Source organism: Rhizobium sp. P44RR-XXIV, from assembly GCF_001999485.2.
In the GTDB taxonomy this organism is placed as follows: domain Bacteria; phylum Pseudomonadota; class Alphaproteobacteria; order Rhizobiales; family Rhizobiaceae; genus Rhizobium.
This window is the reverse complement of sequence record NZ_MPVZ02000025.1, coordinates 459,198-478,002: the sequence shown is the minus strand read 5'-3', so window position 1 is coordinate 478,002 and position 18,805 is coordinate 459,198. Positions and strand designations below refer to the sequence as shown.

Annotated in this window: 23 protein-coding genes and 1 pseudogene; 11 read left to right on the top strand and 13 right to left on the bottom strand. The window is 61.0% G+C overall.

Annotated features, from left to right (window positions below):
- Positions 1 to 72 precede the first annotated feature (72 nt).
- Positions 73 to 765 carry a glutathione S-transferase family protein gene (locus tag BSK43_RS07720; protein WP_077468479.1) on the bottom strand — a complete coding sequence of 231 codons (693 nt, stop codon included), beginning with the start codon at positions 763 to 765 and terminating at the stop codon, positions 73 to 75.
- Between the two features lie 150 nt (positions 766 to 915).
- Between BSK43_RS07720 and BSK43_RS07715 the strand changes: the two genes are divergently transcribed.
- Positions 916 to 1,713 (top strand): undecaprenyl-diphosphate phosphatase, encoded by a 798-nt coding sequence (locus BSK43_RS07715; protein WP_077468480.1) that lies wholly within the window; start codon positions 916 to 918, stop codon positions 1,711 to 1,713.
- 70 nt (positions 1,714 to 1,783) lie between these two features.
- Here BSK43_RS07715 and BSK43_RS35040 read toward each other — a convergent pair whose 3' ends face one another.
- The 7 genes and pseudogenes from BSK43_RS35040 to dnaN all read right to left on the bottom strand — a co-directional run bounded on the left by BSK43_RS35040 (position 1,784) and on the right by dnaN (position 6,812).
- Positions 1,784 to 1,948, bottom strand: coding sequence for a hypothetical protein (locus tag BSK43_RS35040; RefSeq protein WP_169055372.1), 165 nt, complete (start codon positions 1,946 to 1,948; stop codon positions 1,784 to 1,786).
- A 288-nt stretch (positions 1,949 to 2,236) separates the two neighbouring features.
- On the bottom strand, positions 2,237 to 3,217 hold the full coding sequence (locus BSK43_RS07710) for a complex I NDUFA9 subunit family protein (RefSeq protein ID WP_077468481.1): 981 nt from the start codon (positions 3,215 to 3,217) through the stop codon (positions 2,237 to 2,239).
- Positions 3,218 to 3,329: 112 nt separating this feature from the next.
- Positions 3,330 to 3,616, bottom strand: a pseudogene (locus BSK43_RS07705) (DUF1330 domain-containing protein).
- 27 nt (positions 3,617 to 3,643) lie between these two features.
- Positions 3,644 to 4,336 (bottom strand): orotidine-5'-phosphate decarboxylase, encoded by a 693-nt coding sequence (pyrF, locus tag BSK43_RS07700; RefSeq protein ID WP_077468482.1) that lies wholly within the window; start codon positions 4,334 to 4,336, stop codon positions 3,644 to 3,646.
- A 1-nt stretch (position 4,337) separates the two neighbouring features.
- Positions 4,338 to 4,925: a histidine phosphatase family protein gene (locus BSK43_RS07695; RefSeq protein WP_077468483.1), complete on the bottom strand. Its 588-nt coding sequence runs from the start codon at positions 4,923 to 4,925 to the stop codon at positions 4,338 to 4,340.
- Positions 4,926 to 4,937: 12 nt separating this feature from the next.
- Positions 4,938 to 5,531 carry a phospholipid N-methyltransferase PmtA gene (gene pmtA / locus BSK43_RS07690; protein ID WP_068401132.1) on the bottom strand — a complete coding sequence of 198 codons (594 nt, stop codon included), beginning with the start codon at positions 5,529 to 5,531 and terminating at the stop codon, positions 4,938 to 4,940.
- Between the two features lie 162 nt (positions 5,532 to 5,693).
- Positions 5,694 to 6,812: a DNA polymerase III subunit beta gene (gene dnaN / locus BSK43_RS07685; RefSeq protein WP_068401129.1), complete on the bottom strand. Its 1,119-nt coding sequence runs from the start codon at positions 6,810 to 6,812 to the stop codon at positions 5,694 to 5,696.
- A 252-nt stretch (positions 6,813 to 7,064) separates the two neighbouring features.
- Here dnaN and rsmI point away from each other — a divergent pair, with 252 nt between their 5' ends.
- The 5 genes from rsmI to gshB all read left to right on the top strand — a co-directional run bounded on the left by rsmI (position 7,065) and on the right by gshB (position 11,074).
- Positions 7,065 to 7,973, top strand: coding sequence for a 16S rRNA (cytidine(1402)-2'-O)-methyltransferase (rsmI, locus tag BSK43_RS07680; RefSeq protein WP_077468484.1), 909 nt, complete (start codon positions 7,065 to 7,067; stop codon positions 7,971 to 7,973).
- Complete coding sequence (locus BSK43_RS07675) at positions 7,966 to 8,334, top strand: YraN family protein (RefSeq protein WP_077468485.1); 369 nt, start codon at positions 7,966 to 7,968, stop codon at positions 8,332 to 8,334. The genes rsmI and BSK43_RS07675 overlap by 8 nt, the downstream gene beginning before the upstream one ends.
- A 100-nt stretch (positions 8,335 to 8,434) precedes the next feature.
- Entirely contained in the window at positions 8,435 to 9,430 is a 996-nt protein-coding gene (locus tag BSK43_RS07670; protein ID WP_077468733.1) for an endonuclease/exonuclease/phosphatase family protein, read from the top strand.
- A gap of 96 nt (positions 9,431 to 9,526) precedes the next feature.
- The gene (locus BSK43_RS07665) at positions 9,527 to 10,033 is read left to right on the top strand and encodes a cupin domain-containing protein (RefSeq protein WP_198929122.1); all 507 of its coding nucleotides are present in this window, start codon (positions 9,527 to 9,529) and stop codon (positions 10,031 to 10,033) included.
- Positions 10,034 to 10,126: 93 nt separating this feature from the next.
- On the top strand, positions 10,127 to 11,074 hold the full coding sequence (gene gshB / locus BSK43_RS07660; RefSeq protein WP_077468486.1) for a glutathione synthase: 948 nt from the start codon (positions 10,127 to 10,129) through the stop codon (positions 11,072 to 11,074).
- Between the two features lie 55 nt (positions 11,075 to 11,129).
- Here the strand turns inward: gshB and BSK43_RS07655 are convergent, their stop codons facing one another.
- Positions 11,130 to 11,531: a hypothetical protein gene (locus BSK43_RS07655; protein WP_136686796.1), complete on the bottom strand. Its 402-nt coding sequence runs from the start codon at positions 11,529 to 11,531 to the stop codon at positions 11,130 to 11,132.
- Between the two features lie 136 nt (positions 11,532 to 11,667).
- On the opposite strand from BSK43_RS07655, the gene BSK43_RS07650 reads away from it, so the two are divergent.
- Together BSK43_RS07650 and BSK43_RS07645 are read left to right on the top strand one after the other, a co-directional pair.
- Complete coding sequence (locus BSK43_RS07650; RefSeq protein ID WP_077468488.1) at positions 11,668 to 13,200, top strand: YifB family Mg chelatase-like AAA ATPase; 1,533 nt, start codon at positions 11,668 to 11,670, stop codon at positions 13,198 to 13,200.
- 98 nt (positions 13,201 to 13,298) lie between these two features.
- Positions 13,299 to 13,766, top strand: a complete 468-nt coding sequence (locus BSK43_RS07645; protein WP_077468489.1) for a hypothetical protein — start codon at positions 13,299 to 13,301, stop codon at positions 13,764 to 13,766.
- Between the two features lie 51 nt (positions 13,767 to 13,817).
- Here BSK43_RS07645 and cysK read toward each other — a convergent pair whose 3' ends face one another.
- Both cysK and BSK43_RS07635 read right to left on the bottom strand, forming a co-directional pair.
- Positions 13,818 to 14,786 (bottom strand): cysteine synthase A, encoded by a 969-nt coding sequence (gene cysK, locus BSK43_RS07640; protein ID WP_068397818.1) that lies wholly within the window; start codon positions 14,784 to 14,786, stop codon positions 13,818 to 13,820.
- Positions 14,787 to 14,921: 135 nt separating this feature from the next.
- A complete protein-coding gene (locus BSK43_RS07635; protein WP_077468490.1) occupies positions 14,922 to 15,539 on the bottom strand; it encodes a LysE family translocator in 618 nt (205 codons plus the stop codon).
- Between the two features lie 129 nt (positions 15,540 to 15,668).
- Between BSK43_RS07635 and BSK43_RS07630 the strand changes: the two genes are divergently transcribed.
- From BSK43_RS07630 to BSK43_RS07620, 3 genes are read left to right on the top strand one after another with little or no spacing between them, the layout of a single operon-like run.
- On the top strand, positions 15,669 to 16,226 hold the full coding sequence (locus tag BSK43_RS07630; RefSeq protein ID WP_077468491.1) for a cysteine hydrolase family protein: 558 nt from the start codon (positions 15,669 to 15,671) through the stop codon (positions 16,224 to 16,226).
- Positions 16,227 to 16,250: 24 nt separating this feature from the next.
- Complete coding sequence (locus BSK43_RS07625) at positions 16,251 to 16,883, top strand: LysE family translocator (RefSeq protein WP_077468492.1); 633 nt, start codon at positions 16,251 to 16,253, stop codon at positions 16,881 to 16,883.
- Positions 16,883 to 17,518, top strand: a complete 636-nt coding sequence (locus tag BSK43_RS07620; protein ID WP_077468493.1) for a hypothetical protein — start codon at positions 16,883 to 16,885, stop codon at positions 17,516 to 17,518. The genes BSK43_RS07625 and BSK43_RS07620 overlap by 1 nt, the downstream gene beginning before the upstream one ends.
- A gap of 2 nt (positions 17,519 to 17,520) precedes the next feature.
- On the opposite strand, the gene BSK43_RS07615 is transcribed toward BSK43_RS07620, so the two are convergent.
- Entirely contained in the window at positions 17,521 to 17,823 is a 303-nt protein-coding gene (locus BSK43_RS07615) for an NIPSNAP family protein (RefSeq protein ID WP_077468494.1), read from the bottom strand.
- Positions 17,820 to 18,734, bottom strand: a complete 915-nt coding sequence (locus BSK43_RS07610; RefSeq protein ID WP_077468495.1) for a DMT family transporter — start codon at positions 18,732 to 18,734, stop codon at positions 17,820 to 17,822. Before BSK43_RS07610 ends, BSK43_RS07615 begins: the two co-directional genes overlap by 4 nt.
- Between the last annotated feature and the right edge of the window lie 71 nt (positions 18,735 to 18,805).

Sequence of the window (18,805 nt, the reverse complement as noted above, 5' to 3'; positions counted from 1 at the left end):
CGGTTTTCCGTTCGGAATGCGTAAAAACAAAGAGATAGAGCGCTTTCGCGATTCGGTGAAAGCGAAAATGCTCTAGAAATCCAGGTCGGCGTAATGCGAAACCGGAGTGACCCCGCGCACGCGCTCCGCCAGGATCGGCCGGAAGGACGGGCGAGACTTCAGCCGCTGGTACCATTCCTTGGCGACCGGAGATTCCGTCCAGTCGATTTCGCCGAGATAGTCGAGCACGGAAATCGAGGCAGCCGCGGCGAGGTCGGCATAGCTCAGCCGTTCGCCGGCAAGCCATTGCCGGGAGCCGGCGAGCCAGGACAGATACTTCATGTGCTGGCGGATATTGCCGCGCGCCATGCGCATCACCTTGGAATCGGGTGCGCCGCCGCCCTGCTCCGCAGTCATCTGCAGCTTGAAGACGCGCTCGCGCGTCAGCGGCCGCGTTACGTCCTGCTCCATCTTCTGCATGAACCATTCCGTCAGCCGGCGAATTTCGGCGCGTTGGAACGGGTCTTCGGCTAGCAGCCGGCGATCCCGCTTCAGGACCCCGTGCGTCTCGTCGAGATATTCGGAAATGACAGACGCGCCACAGAGAGCCCGCATGCTGTCATCGACATAGACGGGCAGGGTTCCAGCTGGGTTGAGCGCCAGGAAATCGCGGCGCTTCTCCCATGTCTGCTCCTCTATCAGCTCCGTCTGATAGCCATATTCGGTCAGGATCAGACGAACGAACCGTGATGAAGATGACATTGGGTGGTGATACAGCGTCGGCATTGATACTCAGGTGTTTCCAATTGGTGCTACGGCGTTTTTCGGGTCGCGGTCGCGCGGCCCTAGTCATTTGTCATGGGTTGAAGCTATAGGAGCTTGGCCTAGTTTGCACAAGCGAATCGGGCCGCCCTGCCGTTTGACAAAGGACACGATATGGCTGAACAAATTATTATCGCGCTGGTTTTGGGTCTTGTGGAGGGGCTTACGGAGTTCATTCCCGTCTCCTCCACCGGTCATTTGATATTGCTCGGACATTTTCTCGGCTTCAAGGAAGCCGCCACTTTCGACGTTCTCATCCAGCTCGGTGCGATTCTCGCCATCCTGCTTGTCTATTTCAACCGGCTCGTTCAGATCGCCAAGGCGCTGCCGGTGAGCGTCAAGGCCCGCCATTTCGTGTTGGCCGTCCTTTTCGGCTTCCTGCCGGCCGCGGTCATCGGTGCGCTTGCGCATGACTTCATCAAGACCGTGCTGTTTGATTCACCAAAGGTGGTCTGCATTTCGCTGATCCTCGGTGGCATCGTTCTGCTCGTCGTCGACAAGATTCAGTTCAAGCCCAAATATACCAGTGCCTATGAGTTTTCCTGGCCGATGGCAGTGAAGATCGGCTTCTTCCAGTGCCTGGCGATGATCCCGGGAACGTCGCGTTCCGGCTCCACCATCGTCGGTGCGCTGCTGCTCGGGGCAGACAAGCGCTCGGCCGCCGAGTTTTCCTTTTTCCTCGCCATGCCCACCATGGCTGGCGCTTTTGCACTGGATCTCTGGAAGAGCCGGCATGATCTCAGCATGGACCAGGGCCTGCTGATCGTCATCGGTTTCGTCACCGCCTTCATCTCGGCGCTGCTCGTCGTCCGGGTATTGCTGGATTTCGTTTCGCGCCGCGGATATGCCCCCTTCGCATGGTGGCGCATTGCCGTCGGCACTGTCGGTCTGATCGCACTCTACTTCGGCTGAGACCGATCGTCCGACGACGCAATCCCAGATACAATGAAGGCCGGTGAAAACCGGCCTTTTTCATGCTCGATCAGTTCGAGGAAGAAGCGTTGATAGAGCCCGTCGTGCAAGGGTCGACGCCGTAGGTCGGCGCACATTCGCCCTTTACCGAGGCGATGCTGCCGCGGGCCATGAAAGAGCCTGCGAGAATCACCAGTGCCGCGCACGCAAACAAAAGCGCGATAGACTTGCCCATCGAAGAATGCCTTTCCGCAGAAGTGTGAAGCGCGCCACGAACCGGTTCATTGTCCAAGCTTGTGACGCGCGGCTTTGTTAGTCAGTGAAATGAGCAATAGCAATAAATGTTCATCTTAAATTTGACGTTAATGCTACTATTTCCAGACTGCGTCTTTTAGGCAACGTTGAGCTGTGAACGAAGGAGCCTTGCCCGCGTCTCGAAGTCTATTTTTGTGCTCCACAGGCAACAAAAAGCGCCGCTCGGGGAGGCCCGGCGGCGCTTGTATTTCACTGACGCGGCGAATCGTTAGGCGGCTTTGCCGGAACCGGTGAACTGGCCCTGCGGGCGATAGCGCACCAGATAGGATGGCAGCACGGAGACGAGGAGCGTCGGCAGCAGGCCGATACCCTTCAGCGTGCGCCCATCCGCCTCGGCCTGCTTGGAAACGACGTTGTCGCTCTTCAGGAGCGTCACCTGGTCGGAAGTGATCGGCGGCGTGATAAGCGGCACGAGCGAAGCAAGCGAGCCGATAAGCGAGGCGACGCCGAATGGGATGGAAACGAGCGGCTTCTTCCGGTTGATGACGGAGAGCGTGGTCTCGAGACATTCGCGGAAGGAAAGCACTTCCGGGCCGCCGAGTTCGTAGGTCGTGCCGGCCTTCAACTTGCCGTCGACGCCGCGTGCAACTGCCTCTGCGGTATCTTCGACATAGACGGGCTGGAATTTCGTCTTGCCGCCGCCGATCAGTGGCAGGAAGGGAGCCGTGCGCGACATGTCGGCGAACTTGTTGAAGAAGCCGTCTTCCGGCCCGAAGACGATCGAAGGCCGCAGGATCACGACATCAGGCTTGATCGACAGAATGGCAGCCTCGGCGCGGGCCTTGGTGCGGGCATAGGCCGAAGGCGAATTGGCATCGGCGCCGAGAGCGGAAACATGCGTCAGCGAAGCGCCGACGCCACGAGCGGCCTCGGCAATAGCCTTGGCGCCAAATTCCTGCACGGCGTCGAAGGTGTTGCGGCCGCTTTCGGCGAGGATGCCGACGCAATTGACGACATGCTGTGCGCCTTCGACGGCACGGTCGATCGAGTTGCGGTAACGCACATTGGCCTGGACGATGGAAATCTGGCCGAGATTGCCGGCAGGCACCAGGAAACCGGCAAGATCAGGGCGGCGCACGGCGACACGAATGCGATATCCGCGCTTGGCAAGCGCACGCACGACATGCCGCCCGATGAAGCCTGATCCTCCGAACACGGTAACGAGCGGCGGGAGGTTGGACAGGGTCATGGCAGGCTCCTCGAAAGGCTTTGGATTGGGCTTATCTTGTTTCGTCTTAGCCGATCCGAACGCCGAGGTGAAGTGCTATCACGCTGCATCGCAGCGTCGCATTTCGAAGGGATCAGATCCCCTCGACGACGACCATTTCGGCATCCGCTACTTCGTGGCGGATTTTGGCGGCCGCTGGTATTCCGGCGAATTGTAGCAATCGACAGCGTGTTGCAGCGACGGAAATTCGATGACGACATTGCGGCCTCGGGCCTGCCCCTCAAGCGGGGTGAATGCACCGCCGCGAGCAAGAAAGTTCGCGCCGTATTTCTCGAAGGCCGGCTTGGCGGTGGCAATGTAATCCTTGTAGCGCTCGAGGTCGCGAACATCGACGCGCGCAATCCAGTATCCCTTTGGCATATCTGCCTCCCTGTTTCCTGCAATGATCTACAGTGCGGCGGCGATCTCGGCGAGGATGGCGCGTGCCGCCTCCTTCGGGTCGCTTGCCTTGACGATCGGCCTGGCGACGACGAGATGGCTCGAACCGGCCTTGATGGCATCGGTCGGTGTCATCACGCGCTTCTGGTCGCCCTTGTCGCTGCCGGCAGGCCGGATGCCGGGGGTCACCAGCGCCATGTCAGGCCCGATGATCTTGCGGACTGCGGAGGATTCCTCCGCCGAGCAGACGATGCCGCCCATGCCGGCGAGATGCGCCTGTTCGGCGCGGCGCAGCACCAGCGTATGCGGATCGTATTCATAGCCGGCGGAGATCAGGTCCTCTTCGTCCATCGAGGTCAGCACGGTGACGCCGAGCAGGCAGAGATCCGATCCCTTGGCCGCGGCGACCGCCGCCTTCATCGCCTTCGGATAGGCGTGCAGCGTCAGCATCGACATGCCCATCTTGACGATGTTCTCGACGCCGGAGGCGACCGTGTTGTCGATGTCGAGCAGCTTCATGTCGAGGAAGATCTTCTTGCCATCAGCGGCAAGGTCGCGGGCAAATTCCAGGCCGCCGGCAAAGGCGAGCTGATAGCCGATCTTGTAATAAAGGATATCGTCGCCGAGGGCGCCGACCACTTTTTCGGCCTCCTGAAGGTTTGGAACATCCAGTCCAACGATCAAGCGGTCGCGTGCGGTCATATCAAGCCCATCCCATCCAGTCTTCCATGGGTGTCCAGTCGCATGAGACGGCGCGCTTCGCAAGATCGAAACAGAAAAGATTGCCGCCGCCGGGCGGCTGATCGCCTTGGCGCGCGATCGGTTTTCCCTCCAGGTGGCATTTCAGCAGCGTGCCGACGCCGCCATGCCCGACGAAGGCGATCGGCATTTTCGGATCGTGCCGCGAAAGAACGGCCTCGACATTGGAGACGATCCTTGTTTGCGCGTCGATGGCGCGTTCCCAGCCCTTGAAGCTCTCATTCGGGTGCGCAAAGAACCAGTCCGCCGCCTTCTCGAATTCCGGCGGAGCCAGGAAGCCGGTGGCGCTGCGGTCGTTTTCGTGCGTGGCCTCGACGATTTCGACCGTCGCACCGCTCGCTGCCGCGAGAATTTCCGCTGTTTCTATCGCCTTGCGCTCGCCGCTGGAGACGATCAGGCCAAGCGTCTGCGCCCATGGATGGGTTGCCGCCAGTCGCGCTCTTGCCGCGCCAATTTCTGAAAGTCCCCATTGCGGCACCGGAACATCCGGGTCGATGCGCACCTGCGGGTGCGTGATATAAAGAGCGTACATGGATTGATTGCCTCAGCCGCGGCTATAGACCCAGAGCTGGGCCGGCGGAATATTGCGGACGATGAAGTCGAAGTGGCGGATATGGTAGCGATCCGGCCGCGCGATGATCGGCGACACCGGCCCGTAGGAGATCTGTATCACGGGCCGGCCGGCCGGCATGCGGTCCAACAGGCTTTCCAGCAGCGCCACGCGCGCCTTCATCGGGAAATTGAGGAGAGGGATGCCGGACACGACGGAATCGAAAGTTTGGCCGCGTAGCACGCCGAGCGTCGTGTCGAGATCGAAGGCGTCACCATTGATGAAGTGGACGCCGGGATAGAGCTTGCCGAGGTGATTATAGAAATCGGTGGAATATTCGATGGCGACGAGGTTCTGCGGCTCTACGCCGCGCGCAAGGATCGCCTTGGTGATCGCGCCTGTGCCCGGTCCGAGCTCCAGTACGGGCAAGCCGGATTGGATGTCGATGACGCTCGCCATCTTGCGGGCCGTGATCGACGACGTCGGGGCGATCGAGCCGACAGTCTTCGGCCCTTGCATCATGCCCTTGAAGAAACGGATTTCCTCGTCGAATTTCTTGCCCAGCCGTTCCTTGAGACGCAGCGCCATGCTCTCCCCCACCAGTATGTTTCGGTTACGACTTACATATCGCTCACAGCGAATCTTGCAATGCGATGGCGCAATAACAAGAGAAAATGTCGCAATCCACAAAGGACAAAAGAAAAGCGCCCTTTGCGTCGGAGAAACGCATGAAAGGGCGCTTTGGTTTCTTTAGACGCGCATCGGCATCAGAACATAAAGCGCATCGTCGCCTGCCGTGTCGCGAATGAGCGTCGGCGAGCCGGCATCGGCAAGCAGGAATATGGCGGATTCACCCGAAAGCTGCGCGGTGATGTCGAGCAGGTATTTGGCATTGAAGCCGATTTCCATCGCATCCATCTCGTAGCCGACAGCCACTTCTTCGGTGGCACTTCCCGAATCCGGGTTGTTGACCGTCAGCAGCAGCTGGCCGTCCGAAAGCGCCAGCTTCACCGCGCGGCCACGTTCCGAGGAAATGGTCGACACACGGTCGACGGCCTGGGCGAAGGACTGGCAATCGACCCGCATTTCCTTGTCGTTATTTGTGGGTATGACGCGCTGATAGTCGGGGAAGGTGCCGTCGATCAGCTTCGACGTCATGACGATGGAGCCGATCGTCAGGCGGATCTTCGCATCGGAAACCTCGACGGTGACGATCGTATCCGGCGAATCCACCAGCTTCTGCAGCTCGCCAACCGTCTTGCGCGGGATGATGATGCCGGGCATGCCTTCGGAGCCCGAGGGCGCCGTGACATCGGCGCGGGCAAGGCGGTGGCCATCGGTTGCAACGGCCCGAAGTTTCAGGTCGCCGTCGCTTTCGATCGTGTGGAAGAAGATGCCGTTGAGGTAATAGCGCGTCTCCTCGGTGGAGATTGCAAACTGCGTGCGGTCGATCAGCATCTTCAGATCCGCAGCCTTCAGCTTGAAGGAGTGGCTGAAGCTGCCGGCGGTCAGATCGGGAAAATCCGATTCCGGCAGGCATTGCAGCGAGAATTTAGAGCGGCCAGAAGCAACAGTCATCGAGCTGCCATCGGGATTGGTGGCCAGAAGCACTTCCGACCCGTCCGAGAGCTTGCGCACGATGTCGTAGAGCAGATGCGCGGGAACGGTGGTGGCGCCGGCCTGCTCGACATTGGCGGGCGTTGCCTCGGTGATTTCGAGATCGAGGTCGGTCGCCTTCATGTCGAGGCTCGTGCCATCGGCTTTCAGCAACACGTTCGACAGGATCGGGATCGTGTTGCGACGCTCGACCACGCGATGGACGTGGTTCAGCGACTTCAGGAGGTTCGACCGCTCAATTGTAATACGCATGGATGCTACCGCTTTCGACCGTGACTTGCCGGGCAGCCCGAGGCGCCCGAGCGACATGTTTTCGGACGAGGCCCGAAAGATTGGACAGGCAACTTGGCAGACTTCTCCATCCGAATGCAAGAGGCATGGACCAATTGCCAAGCGCCAATTCGACATTTCGTCGACAATGCTCCACAGGAATTGCACCGCTCTTGTCGTCAGCCCGCGCCTCGCCCATAAAGGCTGTGAATCCGAAGCGAATTCAGGACAGGCATGAACGAAGACCAATCAGGCGGCGGGACACGCAGTTTCCGCCTGCACAACAGCAACATTCCGGCCCGTCCCCTCGAACCGGCGCTCTATCTCGTGGCCACCCCCATCGGCAATCTCGGCGATATCACGCTGAGGGCATTGGAGACATTGGCAGGCGCCGACGTTCTGGCCTGCGAGGACACCCGCGTTACCCGCGTCCTGCTTGATCGCTATGGTATCCAGAACAGGCCCTATGCCTATCATGAGTACAATGCCGATGAGGCCGGCCCCCGTCTGCTGCAGGCGCTGGAGGGCGGCCGTTCGGTGGCGCTGGTCTCCGATGCCGGCACGCCGTTGGTCTCCGACCCCGGCTATCGGCTGGCGGTGCAGGCGATCGAGGCTGGCTACAAGGTCGTTCCCATTCCCGGCGCTTCGGCGCCGCTTGCCGCCCTCGTCGGCTCTGGCCTTCCCAACGACGCCTTCTTCTTTGCCGGTTTCCTGCCGGCCAAGGACAAGGGCAAGCGGGACCGGCTGGCGGAACTTGCCGGCATTCCGGCGACCCTCATTTTCTTTGAATCGCCGCATCGCATCGCCGCTACGCTTGCCTCCGCCGCCGATGTGCTCGGAGCCGAACGCCCTGCCGCCGTCTGCCGGGAGCTCACCAAGACCTTCGAGGAATTCCGCCGCGGCACGCTCGCCGAACTCGCCGCCTTTTATAGGGAGGTCGATAACGTCAAGGGTGAGATTGTCTGGCTCGTCGGGCCGCCGGCCGAAAGCGTGACAGCCGAAGCTGATATCGACGCCATTCTTGCCGACCTCGCGGGCACGATGCCGACGGCAAAGGCCGCAGCGGAAGCCGCTCGCCTGACCGGCCTGCCACGCAAGGAGCTTTATCAGCGACTGCTCGACATGAAGGAACGCCATGGCTGAGACAGGCGAGAGGCTGAAGCGGCAGAAGGCGTGGCGACGTGGCCATGTGGCCGAATATCTGGCCGCCGCCTTCCTGCTGCTCAAGGGCTATCGCATCCTGGCCATCCGCCACCGCACCAAGCTCGGTGAGATCGATATCGTTGCCCGCAAGGGGGATCTTGCCGTCTTCGTCGAGGTCAAATCGAGGCGGGGGGCGCAAGAGGCGATCGATGCGGTTTCCTTTGCTTCGCAGAAGCGCATCCGCGCCGCCAGCGACCTGTGGCTGGCGCGGCAACCGGATTTTGCCCGTCTGTCGCAGCGCTACGATATCGTCGCCATGCTGCCCGGGCGTTGGCCGCAGCATTTTCCGGATGCGTTTTGAGGCCGGCGTTACAGAAACGTCACAAAATCAGCCTATTGCCGGGCCGATATGCGCTCGCAATCCCCCCGGCGCTTCCCATCTCGTTTCGACAGGCTTCATCATGATCCGCAGCACCGTTTCCGCCTCCACCGTTCCCTCGCAGGAGGAGCGCAAGAGCTTTATCTCGCTGGAGAAATCTCCTGCCGTTCATGCCTCTATCCTGGCATCGCTTGCCTGCATGAACACGGTGCGGGTCGGTGGTGCTGAAGCCAAGGCCGCGGCCCTGTCCTTCCCCTTCACCGTTGCGGCCTGGAACCTCGAGCGCTGCCTGTTCCCTGAGGAGACTGCGGCAAAGCTGCGGGCAACAGGAGCGCCGCTGGTCCTGCTTTCCGAGATGGATGATGGCATGGCCCGCACCGAGCAACGTGATCCCACGGCCGTCGTCGCCGGCGAACTCGGCATGAACTATGCCTATGGCGTCGAGTTCCTGGAACTGAGCCTCGGCTCGGAAATCGAGCGTTCCTACTGCCGCGACGATTTCAACGAGAAGGGCTTTCACGGCAACGCCCTGATGGCCTTGGTCGCCTTGAAGGATGCTTTCCTGTTCCGTCTTCCCGGCGAAGCCGTGTGGTTCAATGACAGCAACGAGCAGCCGCGTATCGGCGATCGCTGCGCTGTCGGCGCTATCGTCGAAACCGAAGCCGGGCCTTTCGTTGCCGTGTCGGTCCATCTCGAAAGTGTCGCAACTGCTGCATACCGCGAGCGGCAGACGGCGGCGCTGATCGATGCCGTCGAAGCCTTTGCGCTCGGCCTTCCGATCCTGATCGGCGGCGATCTCAACACCGGCAATCACACCGGCGGCGATTTCTCGACCGACACGCTGTTTGCCATGGCGGAAAGCCGTGGCTTCGAATGCCATGGCGGCCCGCTCGATCAGACGAGCACACGCCCGAGCCTGATCACTCGCTTCCCCGATCGCGCCATGAAGCTCGATTGGTTTCTGAGCCGTGGTCTGAAAATCAGCGAAAGCCACCTTGTTTCCTCCCTCAATGAAGAGGGCAAGCCGCTGTCCGATCACGACATGATTGTTTGCACAATCGAAGGTTTCTCGGCCTGATCGCTGCAACCGTTAAAATGCGAAGTTTTTCCTGAACCTCGCCGTTACCTCTTTCATGCGAAGAAGTCTTAGACGCGCATGGAATTGGGGGATTGCATGGTCTTGAAATTGATGTTGGCGAGCATGGCGGCCTTTGCCGCGCGTGCGGTGCCTGTTGTCGTGGCGATGCCGCCATCGAAGAATTTCGTCGCCGATGCCGCGGGCGCGATGGAAATGAAGCCATCGCCGATCGAGCCGTCGTGGATACTGGCGGGTGAACCTGTGGCCCGCATCGCCGAGCATTCTCGCGGACAGGATGACGCCGCGCTGACGGCGCTGTGGGATTGCACAGCAGGCGAGTTCCGCTGGTATTTCGGCTGGGACGAAACGGTAATGATCCTCGAAGGCGAGGTGCATATCACCACGGAAGATGGCGTCGAACGCACGCTGACCGCAGGAGATGTCGCCTATTTCGCAGGCGGCACCTGGGCGACATGGCGCATCGATCGCTATCTGCGCAAGGTCGCCTTTTTGCGCAAGCCGTTCCCGAAGCCTTTGACCATGGCCTATCGCCTGCGTGATCTCGTCAGGCAGGGCGGCGGCACCCAGGGTCTCGCCGCCTGAGTGCGGCGAGCTTTGCCTGAAGCCCTTGAATAGCCGTTGCGTTTGAAGGCGGGCCGACCTACATCTGTCGGCGAATTCGAGCGAGGGCTGACTATGGCGAAGATTAAGAATGTCGCGGTCCAGATGGACCATGTCCGGGGCATCAACATTGCGGGCGACTCGACCTTCGCCATGAGCCTCGAGGCCCAGAACCGCGGCTACAAACTCTTTCACTACACGCCCGAGCGGCTGAGCATGCGCGACGGCGAGGTCTATGCCTCCGTCGAGCCGATGATCCTGCGCGATGTCAAGGGTGACCACTTCGAGCTCGGCGAGCCCGAGCGTGTCGACCTTTCGACCATGGATGTGGTGTTGCTGCGCCAGGATCCCCCCTTCGACATGGCCTATATCACCTCGACACATCTCTTGGAGCGCATCCATCCGAAGACTCTCGTTGTCAACGATCCGGCCTGGGTGCGCAACTCGCCGGAAAAGATCTTCGTCACCGAATTCGCCGATCTGATGCCGAAGACGCTGATCACCCGCGATGCCGGCGAGATCCGCCGCTTTCGCGAGGAGATGGGCGATATCATTCTGAAGCCGCTCTATGGCAATGGCGGCGCCGGCGTCTTCCATTCGACGCGTGACGACCGCAACCTCTCGTCTCTGCTGGAAATGTTCGGCCAGCTCTTCCGCGAGCCCTTCATCGCCCAGCAATACCTGCCTGACGTGCGCAAGGGCGACAAGCGCATCATCCTCGTCGATGGCCAGGCTGTTGGCGCGATCAACCGCGTGCCGGCCGAGCATGATGCCCGCTCCAACATGCATGTCGGCGGCCGCGCCGAAGCCACCGAGCTGACGGCGCGCGAGCAGGAAATCTGCGCCCGCATCGGCCCGGCTCTGAAGGCCCGCGGCTTCCTTCTCGTCGGCATTGATGTCATCGGCGACTACATGACCGAGATCAACGTCACGTCGCCGACCGGCATCCGCGAAGTGAAGCGCTTCGGCGGTGCCGACATCGCCAGCCTGCTCTGGGATGCGATCGAATCCAAGCGGGCGTGATGGCTGTTTTCGCCGGGGATCGGTGAGAGGTCGTTTGCTCTCGCCGCAACACGAATTATATCGCTATGCCCATGCGGCGGCAGGTCAGGATCACCGCTGACTGCTCGGTCGAGCTGTCATCCGCGATGACGATCGGCACGAAGCCGAAAAGCGGCTTCACGTTGACCATCATGCCGACGTAAGGCCGCTTGTTTACCACGCCGCCATAGCCACCCATGGCGGTGATCGTGCCGCAGACGCTGACATGGCCCTTGCTGTTCTTGGAAGCCGCCATAGGCCCGAAAAGCAGAAGGCCCTCGTAAGGAAGCTGCTCGCGCAAACCCTTTTCCACCGCAGCCGTTTCCTTGGCGCTCAACGAATAGGGAATGCCCTTTTCCAGATTATCCCCGCCATCGATGGACTGGCAGCCGCCGAGAAGGACGGCCATCAGAAGGGATAGCGATATCGCAAGTCTCATAATTTTCCCCCAATTGTAAAAACCGCCCCTTTGTTCTTTTATTGTTCTTGTTTCATTTCATTTTTTCTGCCACGTTGCAACCCATGGTCTGCGGTGAAGAATTAATAGCGGCAAGCGAGTTGGGCGAGGGCAAGGCATGGTGGCGCGCGTCAGTACGGTTGCGTTTCAGGGTATCGAAGGCGTGCCCGTCGAAGTTCAGGTGATGATCGCGCCCGGCAAGGTGCTGATGCACATCGTCGGCCTGCCGGACAAGGCCGTCGCTGAAAGTCGAGAGCGGGTGCAGGCGGCACTTCACGCTTCCGGCCTCGCCCTGCCGCCGAAGAAAGTCACGGTCAATCTCGCACCGGCGGACCTGCCGAAGGAAGGCAGCCATTTCGATCTTGCGATCGCGCTTGGCCTGATGGCGGCGCTCGGCGCCATCCCGGCTGACGCCTTGTCTTCCTACACCGTTATCGGCGAACTCAATCTCGACGGCACGATTGCACCCGTTGCGGGCGCCCTACCGGCTGCCATCGCCGCCAATGCCATGGGCAAGGGGCTGATTTGCCCGTTCGAGAGCGGGCCGGAAGCCGCCTGGGCGGGCAAGGAAATCGATATTCTCGCGCCACGCAGCCTGATCGCTCTCGCCAACCATTTTCGCGGCACCCAGGTGTTGTCACGCCCGGAGCCAGCAGTGCGGGCCACCGCCGCCAACCTGCCAGACCTTGCCGATATCAAGGGGCAAGAGAGTGCCAAGCGGGCATTGGAAGTGGCAGCGGCTGGCGGCCATAATCTGCTCTTCGTCGGGCCGCCCGGTTCCGGCAAGTCGATGCTGGCCTCGCGCCTGCCGTCGATATTGCCGCCGCTATCGACATCGGAGCTGCTCGAAGTATCGATGATCCACTCCGTTGCCGGCCAGCTTTCGGGCGGCAAGCTCTCCGATCGACGGCCCTACCGTGCGCCGCACCACTCCGCCACCATGGCGGCGCTCGTTGGCGGCGGTCTGCGTGCCCGGCCCGGCGAGGTCTCGCTTGCCCATCACGGCATTCTATTTCTTGACGAACTGCCGGAGTTTTCGCCGCAGGCGCTGGATGCGCTGCGCCAGCCGCTGGAAACCGGCGAATGCGTCATCGCCCGCGCGAACCACAGGGTTTCCTACCCCGCCGGCATCCAGTTGATCGCGGCGATGAATCCCTGCCGATGCGGCATGGCCGGCGAGCCGGGGCATACCTGCGCCCGAGGCCCGCGTTGTGTCAGCGATTATCAGGGGCGCATTTCCGGCCCGCTGCTCGATCGCATCGATATCCGCATCGACGTACCGGCCGTTTCCGCCGCCGATCTTATCCGGCCGGCAGCGGCGGAAAGGAGCGCCGATGTGGCACTGCGTGTCGCCCGCGCCCGGGAGCGGCAGCGCGAGCGTTTCGAAACGGCCGGCATGAAGGGCATTCTCACCAATGCCCGCTGCTCAACCTCGATGATCGAAACCATCGCCGAGCCGGATGCTGCCGGCCTGCAATTGTTGCGGGATGCGGCGGAGAAGATGAAGTTCTCGGCCCGTGGCTATCACCGCATCCTCAAGGTGGCGCGCACGCTCGCCGATCTCGACGACAAGCCGACCGTCGGGCGCATCCATCTGGCGGAAGCCATCTCCTATCGCATCGCCGGTGAGCGGTTGACCGCGGCTGCCTGATCTCATGGTGCGGCTGAAGGCGCTCGATTTGGACGCCCGCCACCGAATGCGATAGGACCGTCTGCATCGCTGATCGAATTGGAAGATGTCGTCTCCGCATGAATGCAGAACTGTCCATTGATCCAGGAACCGGGGCCATTTGCATCGGTGACGCTGTTCGATTCACGGCATCCCAGGATAAATCGAGCGTACTAGCGCTCGCCTCTCAGTGGGTCGGTGGATCGCGCGATCTACAGAATGGTTACGAATGGCTGCAGCTGCATGGCCTGTCCTTCGGACAACAACCGGCCGACATCGCGTTATGCTTTCATGATGGCAGGCTGATGAGTGCCCATTGGGGCGTTTCCTTGCCGGGCGCGACGCTGGAAGAGGGCTGGCCGACCCAGCAGGCAATCAACCAGGAGATCAAATTCGTGCGCAAGGTTTTGGTTGCCATGTTCCAGACCGAGTTGACGGATGGCGGGCTTGTGTTTCCATGGGGCACCGTCTGGAGCAGGTTCGACCTGAAAGGCTTCAGTGCCAGCCACGGCGTGCGCTACCATGAGGCTATCGCTTTACCCGAATGAAACAGGGGTGCCGCAGCACCCCTTTCTCAATCAAAATTATGGTTGGCTGTTTCAGCCGCCCAGACCTTCGAACAGCGCCGTCGACAGGTAGCGTTCGGCGAAGGAGGGGATGATGACGACAATGGTCTTGCCTTCGTTTTCCGGGCGCTGGCCCACCTTGATGGCTGCCGTCAGCGCCGCACCGGAAGAGATGCCGACGGGCACGCCTTCGAGCTTCGCCACGAGCCGGGCCTGCTGGAAAGCCTCGTCATTGGAGACGGTGATCACCTCGTCATAGACATGGGTGTCGAGGATCTTCGGCGCGAAGCCGGCGCCGATGCCCTGGATCTTGTGCGGGCCGGGATTGCCGCCGGAAAGAACCGGGGAATCCGTCGGCTCGACGGCGATGACCTTCACGTCGGGCTTGCGGGCCTTCAGCACCTGGCCGACGCCGGTGATCGTGCCTCCCGTTCCGATGCCGGAGACGAAGATATCGACCTTGCCCTCGGTGTCGTTCCAGATTTCCTCAGCCGTCGTCTTGCGATGGATTTCCGGGTTGGCCGGGTTCTCGAACTGCTGCGGGATGATGGCATCCGGCAGCGTCGAGGCCAGTTCCTCGGCCTTGGCGATCGCGCCCTTCATGCCCTTCGGCCCTTCGGTCAGCACCAGTTCGGCGCCGAGCAGCGCCAGCATCTTGCGGCGCTCGATCGACATGGTCTCCGGCATGGTGAGGATCAGCTTGTAACCCTTGGCGGCGGCGGCAAAGGCAAGCGCGATGCCGGTATTGCCGGAGGTCGGCTCGATCAGCACCGTTCTGCCCGGAGCGATCTTGCCCTGAGCTTCCAGGCTCTCGATCATGGCAACGCCGATACGGTCCTTCACGGAGGCAATCGGATTGAAGAATTCGAGCTTTGCCAGGAGGTTGGCCTTGACGCCCTTTTCCTTTGCCAGCTTGTCGAGACGCACGAGCGGCGTGTCGCCGATGGTCTCGGTGATCGAGGCATAGACGCGGCCGCGGCCTGGTTTGCGGGTGTCGGACATGGGTTCTCTCCCTACATTGGAATTATGGAGTGACAATAGGATCAAATGCTTGCGGAAACCAGAGTGCGTGCGTCCTCACCGCTTGCTGCGCGTGAGAAAAGAATCTCTCAACCAGCTTCTTCAGAGAAGATTTTTTCAGGCTGCGCGGGCGGCGATGAAGGCTGCCGTGCCCGCGAGGATGCTGGCGGCGACCCGGTTCAAGATCTGCAGGGCTCGCGGTTTCTTCAGGAAGGTGCGGGCTCGCGAGGCAAGCAGCATATAGGGGACGAGAACGACCAGCAGCACGACGAAAGTTGCCGCCAGCAACATCGCATATTCGCGCAGGCCGATGCTGCCGATATCGATCAGCGTCGGCACCAGCGCGACGTAGAAGAGCATGGTCTTCGGATTGCCGAGCGTCACCAGCAGGCCCGAGAGAAAAGACATGCCGGCGCTATTGGATTTCTTTGCCGCGATATCCGCAGCCAGCAAACCGGCCGTCCATAGTTTCCAGGCGATATAGCCGAGATAGAGCGCACCGGCGATCTTGATGACGATGAACACCTCGGTGAAGGTCTGCGCCACAAAGGCAAGGCCGAGGATGACGGCCGTCAGGTAGATCGTGTCACCGAGCACCAGGCCGAGGCCCATGAAAAAGGTCTCGCGAAAGCCGGAGCCAAGCGCACGCGCCACGATCGCCGTAATGCCAGGGCCGGGAATTGCCGCAGCAATGAAGAGAGCGCCGCAATAGGCGAGCAGGGATGCAAGCGTCATGGCAATTTCCTCCTCAGATGGTGTTTGCTCTAACGCACCACCTTTGCGTTTTCAAGCGATTGCGCTGGCGCTGCGAACAGATTACCAAGGGGTTAACGGCGCGTCGAAACTGCTTTGCCTAAGGATATCATGTCTTCTGCATTGCTACTGATCGATCTTCAAAATTCCATCCTGACCGGCCTTGGCGCTCCGGGTCGGCAGCCGGCCATCGATGCCGCGCTGGAAGCGGTTGTCGCCAAGCTGGCGGGCTTGAAACACAGGGCACGCGCTGCCGGCATTCCGGCCTTCATCGTCCAGCACGACGGTAATCCGGGCCATCGGCTGGTGAAACGCAGCGAAGGCTGGCAGCTGCGCCGGGAAATCGCGCCCGAGGCCGGTGATGTCGTGGTGCACAAGACGAGCTGCGATTCTTTCTTCGAAACCGATCTTGAGGCGAAGCTGCGTACCCGCGGCATAACCCGTCTTTTCATCGGCGGCTGCATGACGCAATTCTGCGTCGATACGACGGCACGCCGCGCCGTTTCGCTCGGTTTCGACGTCTCGCTGATCTCGGATGGGCACACCACGGCGGATATGGGCAAGTTGGCTTTCGAAGAGATTGTCTCCCATCACAATATGCTGCTTGACGGTTTCGACGCCGGGCAGCATGAAATCAGGCTGATCGCATCCACCGAAATTCTTTTCTGACGCCTTCCCGCCCGGAGTTCCCCGATGCCGCACGTGACCAGCATGATCGCCTTTGCCTTGATTGCGCTCGGCATGGTGCTGACGCCCGGGCCGAACATGATCTATCTGGTATCGCGATCGATCTCGCAGGGGCCGGCGGCCGGGTTGATCTCGCTCGGCGGCGTCGCTTGCGGCTTTATCTTCTACATGCTGTCAGCCGCGCTCGGCATCACCGCCTTCGTCCTTGCCGTGCCCTTCGCTTATGATGCGCTGCGACTGGCGGGTGCGGCCTATCTCGGCTGGCTTGCCTGGAATGCGCTGAAGCCCGGCGGCCGCTCCGCCTTTCAGGTGCGCGAGCTGCCGAAAGACAGCACGCGCCGGCTTTTCTCCATGGGGCTGGTGACCAGCCTGCTGAACCCGAAGGTCGCAGTGCTTTATCTTTCGCTGCTGCCGCAGTTCATCGATCCCGCCGCCGGCAGCGTCTTTACGCAATCGCTCTTTCTCGGCTTCGCGCAGATCATCATCAGCGTGACGTTCAATGCCATGTTCGCGCTAAGTGCCGGCTGGATCGCGATGTTTCTCACCCGGCGCCCATCCTTCGCGCTGGTGCAGCGATGGCTGATGGGTACCGTGTTGGCAGGGCTTGCCGTCCGCATGGCGTTTGAGGCGCAACGCTGATGCGAAACGTGGTGCAAACCGTCACCGCCGGCCTTTTGGCACTCGCCTCGTTCGCAAGCGTCGCGCCACTCGCTTCGGCGGCGGAGACTGGCACGCAAACAATCGTCTTCATGCGCCATGGTGAAAAGCCGGAAGCAGGCCTCGGTCAGCTGAGTTGCCAGGGCCTCAACCGGTCGCTGGCCCTGCCGCCGGTGCTGACAAAGCTCTTTGGCAAGCCCTCGGCGATCTTTGCCCCGGACCCTTCCAAGCGGAAAGAAGATTCCGGCGTTTCCTACGATTACATCCGGCCACTCGCCACCATCGAGCCGACGGCCATCGCGCTGGACCTGCCTGTCGATACCAGCTTCGGCTATGAGGATATCGATGGCCTGAAGGCCGCGCTGGAAAAGCACGACTATGCCGGCAAGCTGATCTTCGTTGCGTGGGAGCACAAGCAGATCGTCGATCTCGTCCGGCAATTGATGAGCGAGAATGGCGGCGACGCCAAGGCGGTGCCGAAGTGGCACGGCAAGGATTTCGACAGCCTCTATGTCCTGCATCTCGGCGCAGATGCGGCCAAGCCGAGTGCGCGTTTCGAGAAGCTGGCGGAAGGTCTCGACGGCCAGCCGGAAACCTGCCCGCAACCCGCCAAATAATCTCAGAAGACCGGCCGCATGAAGCTGCGCTCATAGCTGACGATGCAGCGCGTTTCCTCGCCATAGGCAAGGGCGGCTTGGCATTCCGCGTCCTCGGGTATTTTCAGCCGATACTCCTCATAGGCGGCGAGGCTCGGAAAGCTGAATAGCGCGAGCGCGATGTTGCTGGCGCCTTCATGCGGCATGAAATAGCCGTGATGCGTGCCGCCAAGCCGGTTGACCAGCGGGATCCAGAGCTTTGCGTAATGCTCGAACTGGGCAAGCTTATAGGGATCGATGACGTAGCGCAGATAGCAGGTGATCATTCGGCTGTTCCCTTTGAAAGATCACTGCTTTTAGGACGGGGCAGGGGGATCGTCCAGCCGAGATTCATGCCCGCTGCCGCCCCCAGAATGACGATGGCACCGATGATTTGCGCGACGCCGAGCACATGGCCGAAGGCAAAGCGATCGACGACGATGGCGGCGATCGGATAGATGAAGGAGAGCGCGCCCGTGAGATGCGTCGGCAGCCTCTGGATCGCTCCATAGAGCAGCACATACATCAGGCCGGTATGGACGATGCCCATGGTAATGAGAATGGACCAGCCGCCGGCATCATGCGGAGCGGCGGAGAAATCGGTAAACGGGATGAGCATCAGGACGCCGGTCGAGACCTGGATGAGCGCGATGAGATGCGGCGGCGTGCCCTTCAGCCACTTCGCGGCGATGGCGGCCAGTGCGTAGAAGAAGGCAGCGCTGAGCGAAAGCAAAATGCCGATCGCATAGCTTGCCGCCCCGCCCGTTTCCGTCGGCTTGCCCTCGACGATGACGACCATGCCGGCAAAGGCGAGGCCGAGCCAGAAGAGCTTGGTAAGCGTGATCTTTTCACCCAGGAACAGCGCGCCGAGCCCGAGCAGCATGAAGGGCTGTGTGTTGTAGACGGTCGTGGCGATCGAGATCGAGGCATGCGAGTAAGCAGCGAAAAGCAGCAGCCAGTTGAGGACGATGGCAACCCCGCCGGCAACGGCGATGGAGAATGTCTTCACGGTCAGTATGCCGGGGCGCAGCAGGCCCATGACGGCGCAGACGCCAAGAAGCGTCATCGCGCCGAAGAGGCAGCGCCAGAACACTACGCCGGTCACCGGCTGCCCCGACATCAGAACGAACCAGCCGATCGTCCCCGAAATCAGCATCGCCGCCGTCATTTCCATCGTACCGCGTCGTATCTCGCTCATTGCCCGTGCTCCCGTATGTGGCACCAGATGATATTGCGGCGAGATTATCAGTGATATAGGTTTAATAAGGC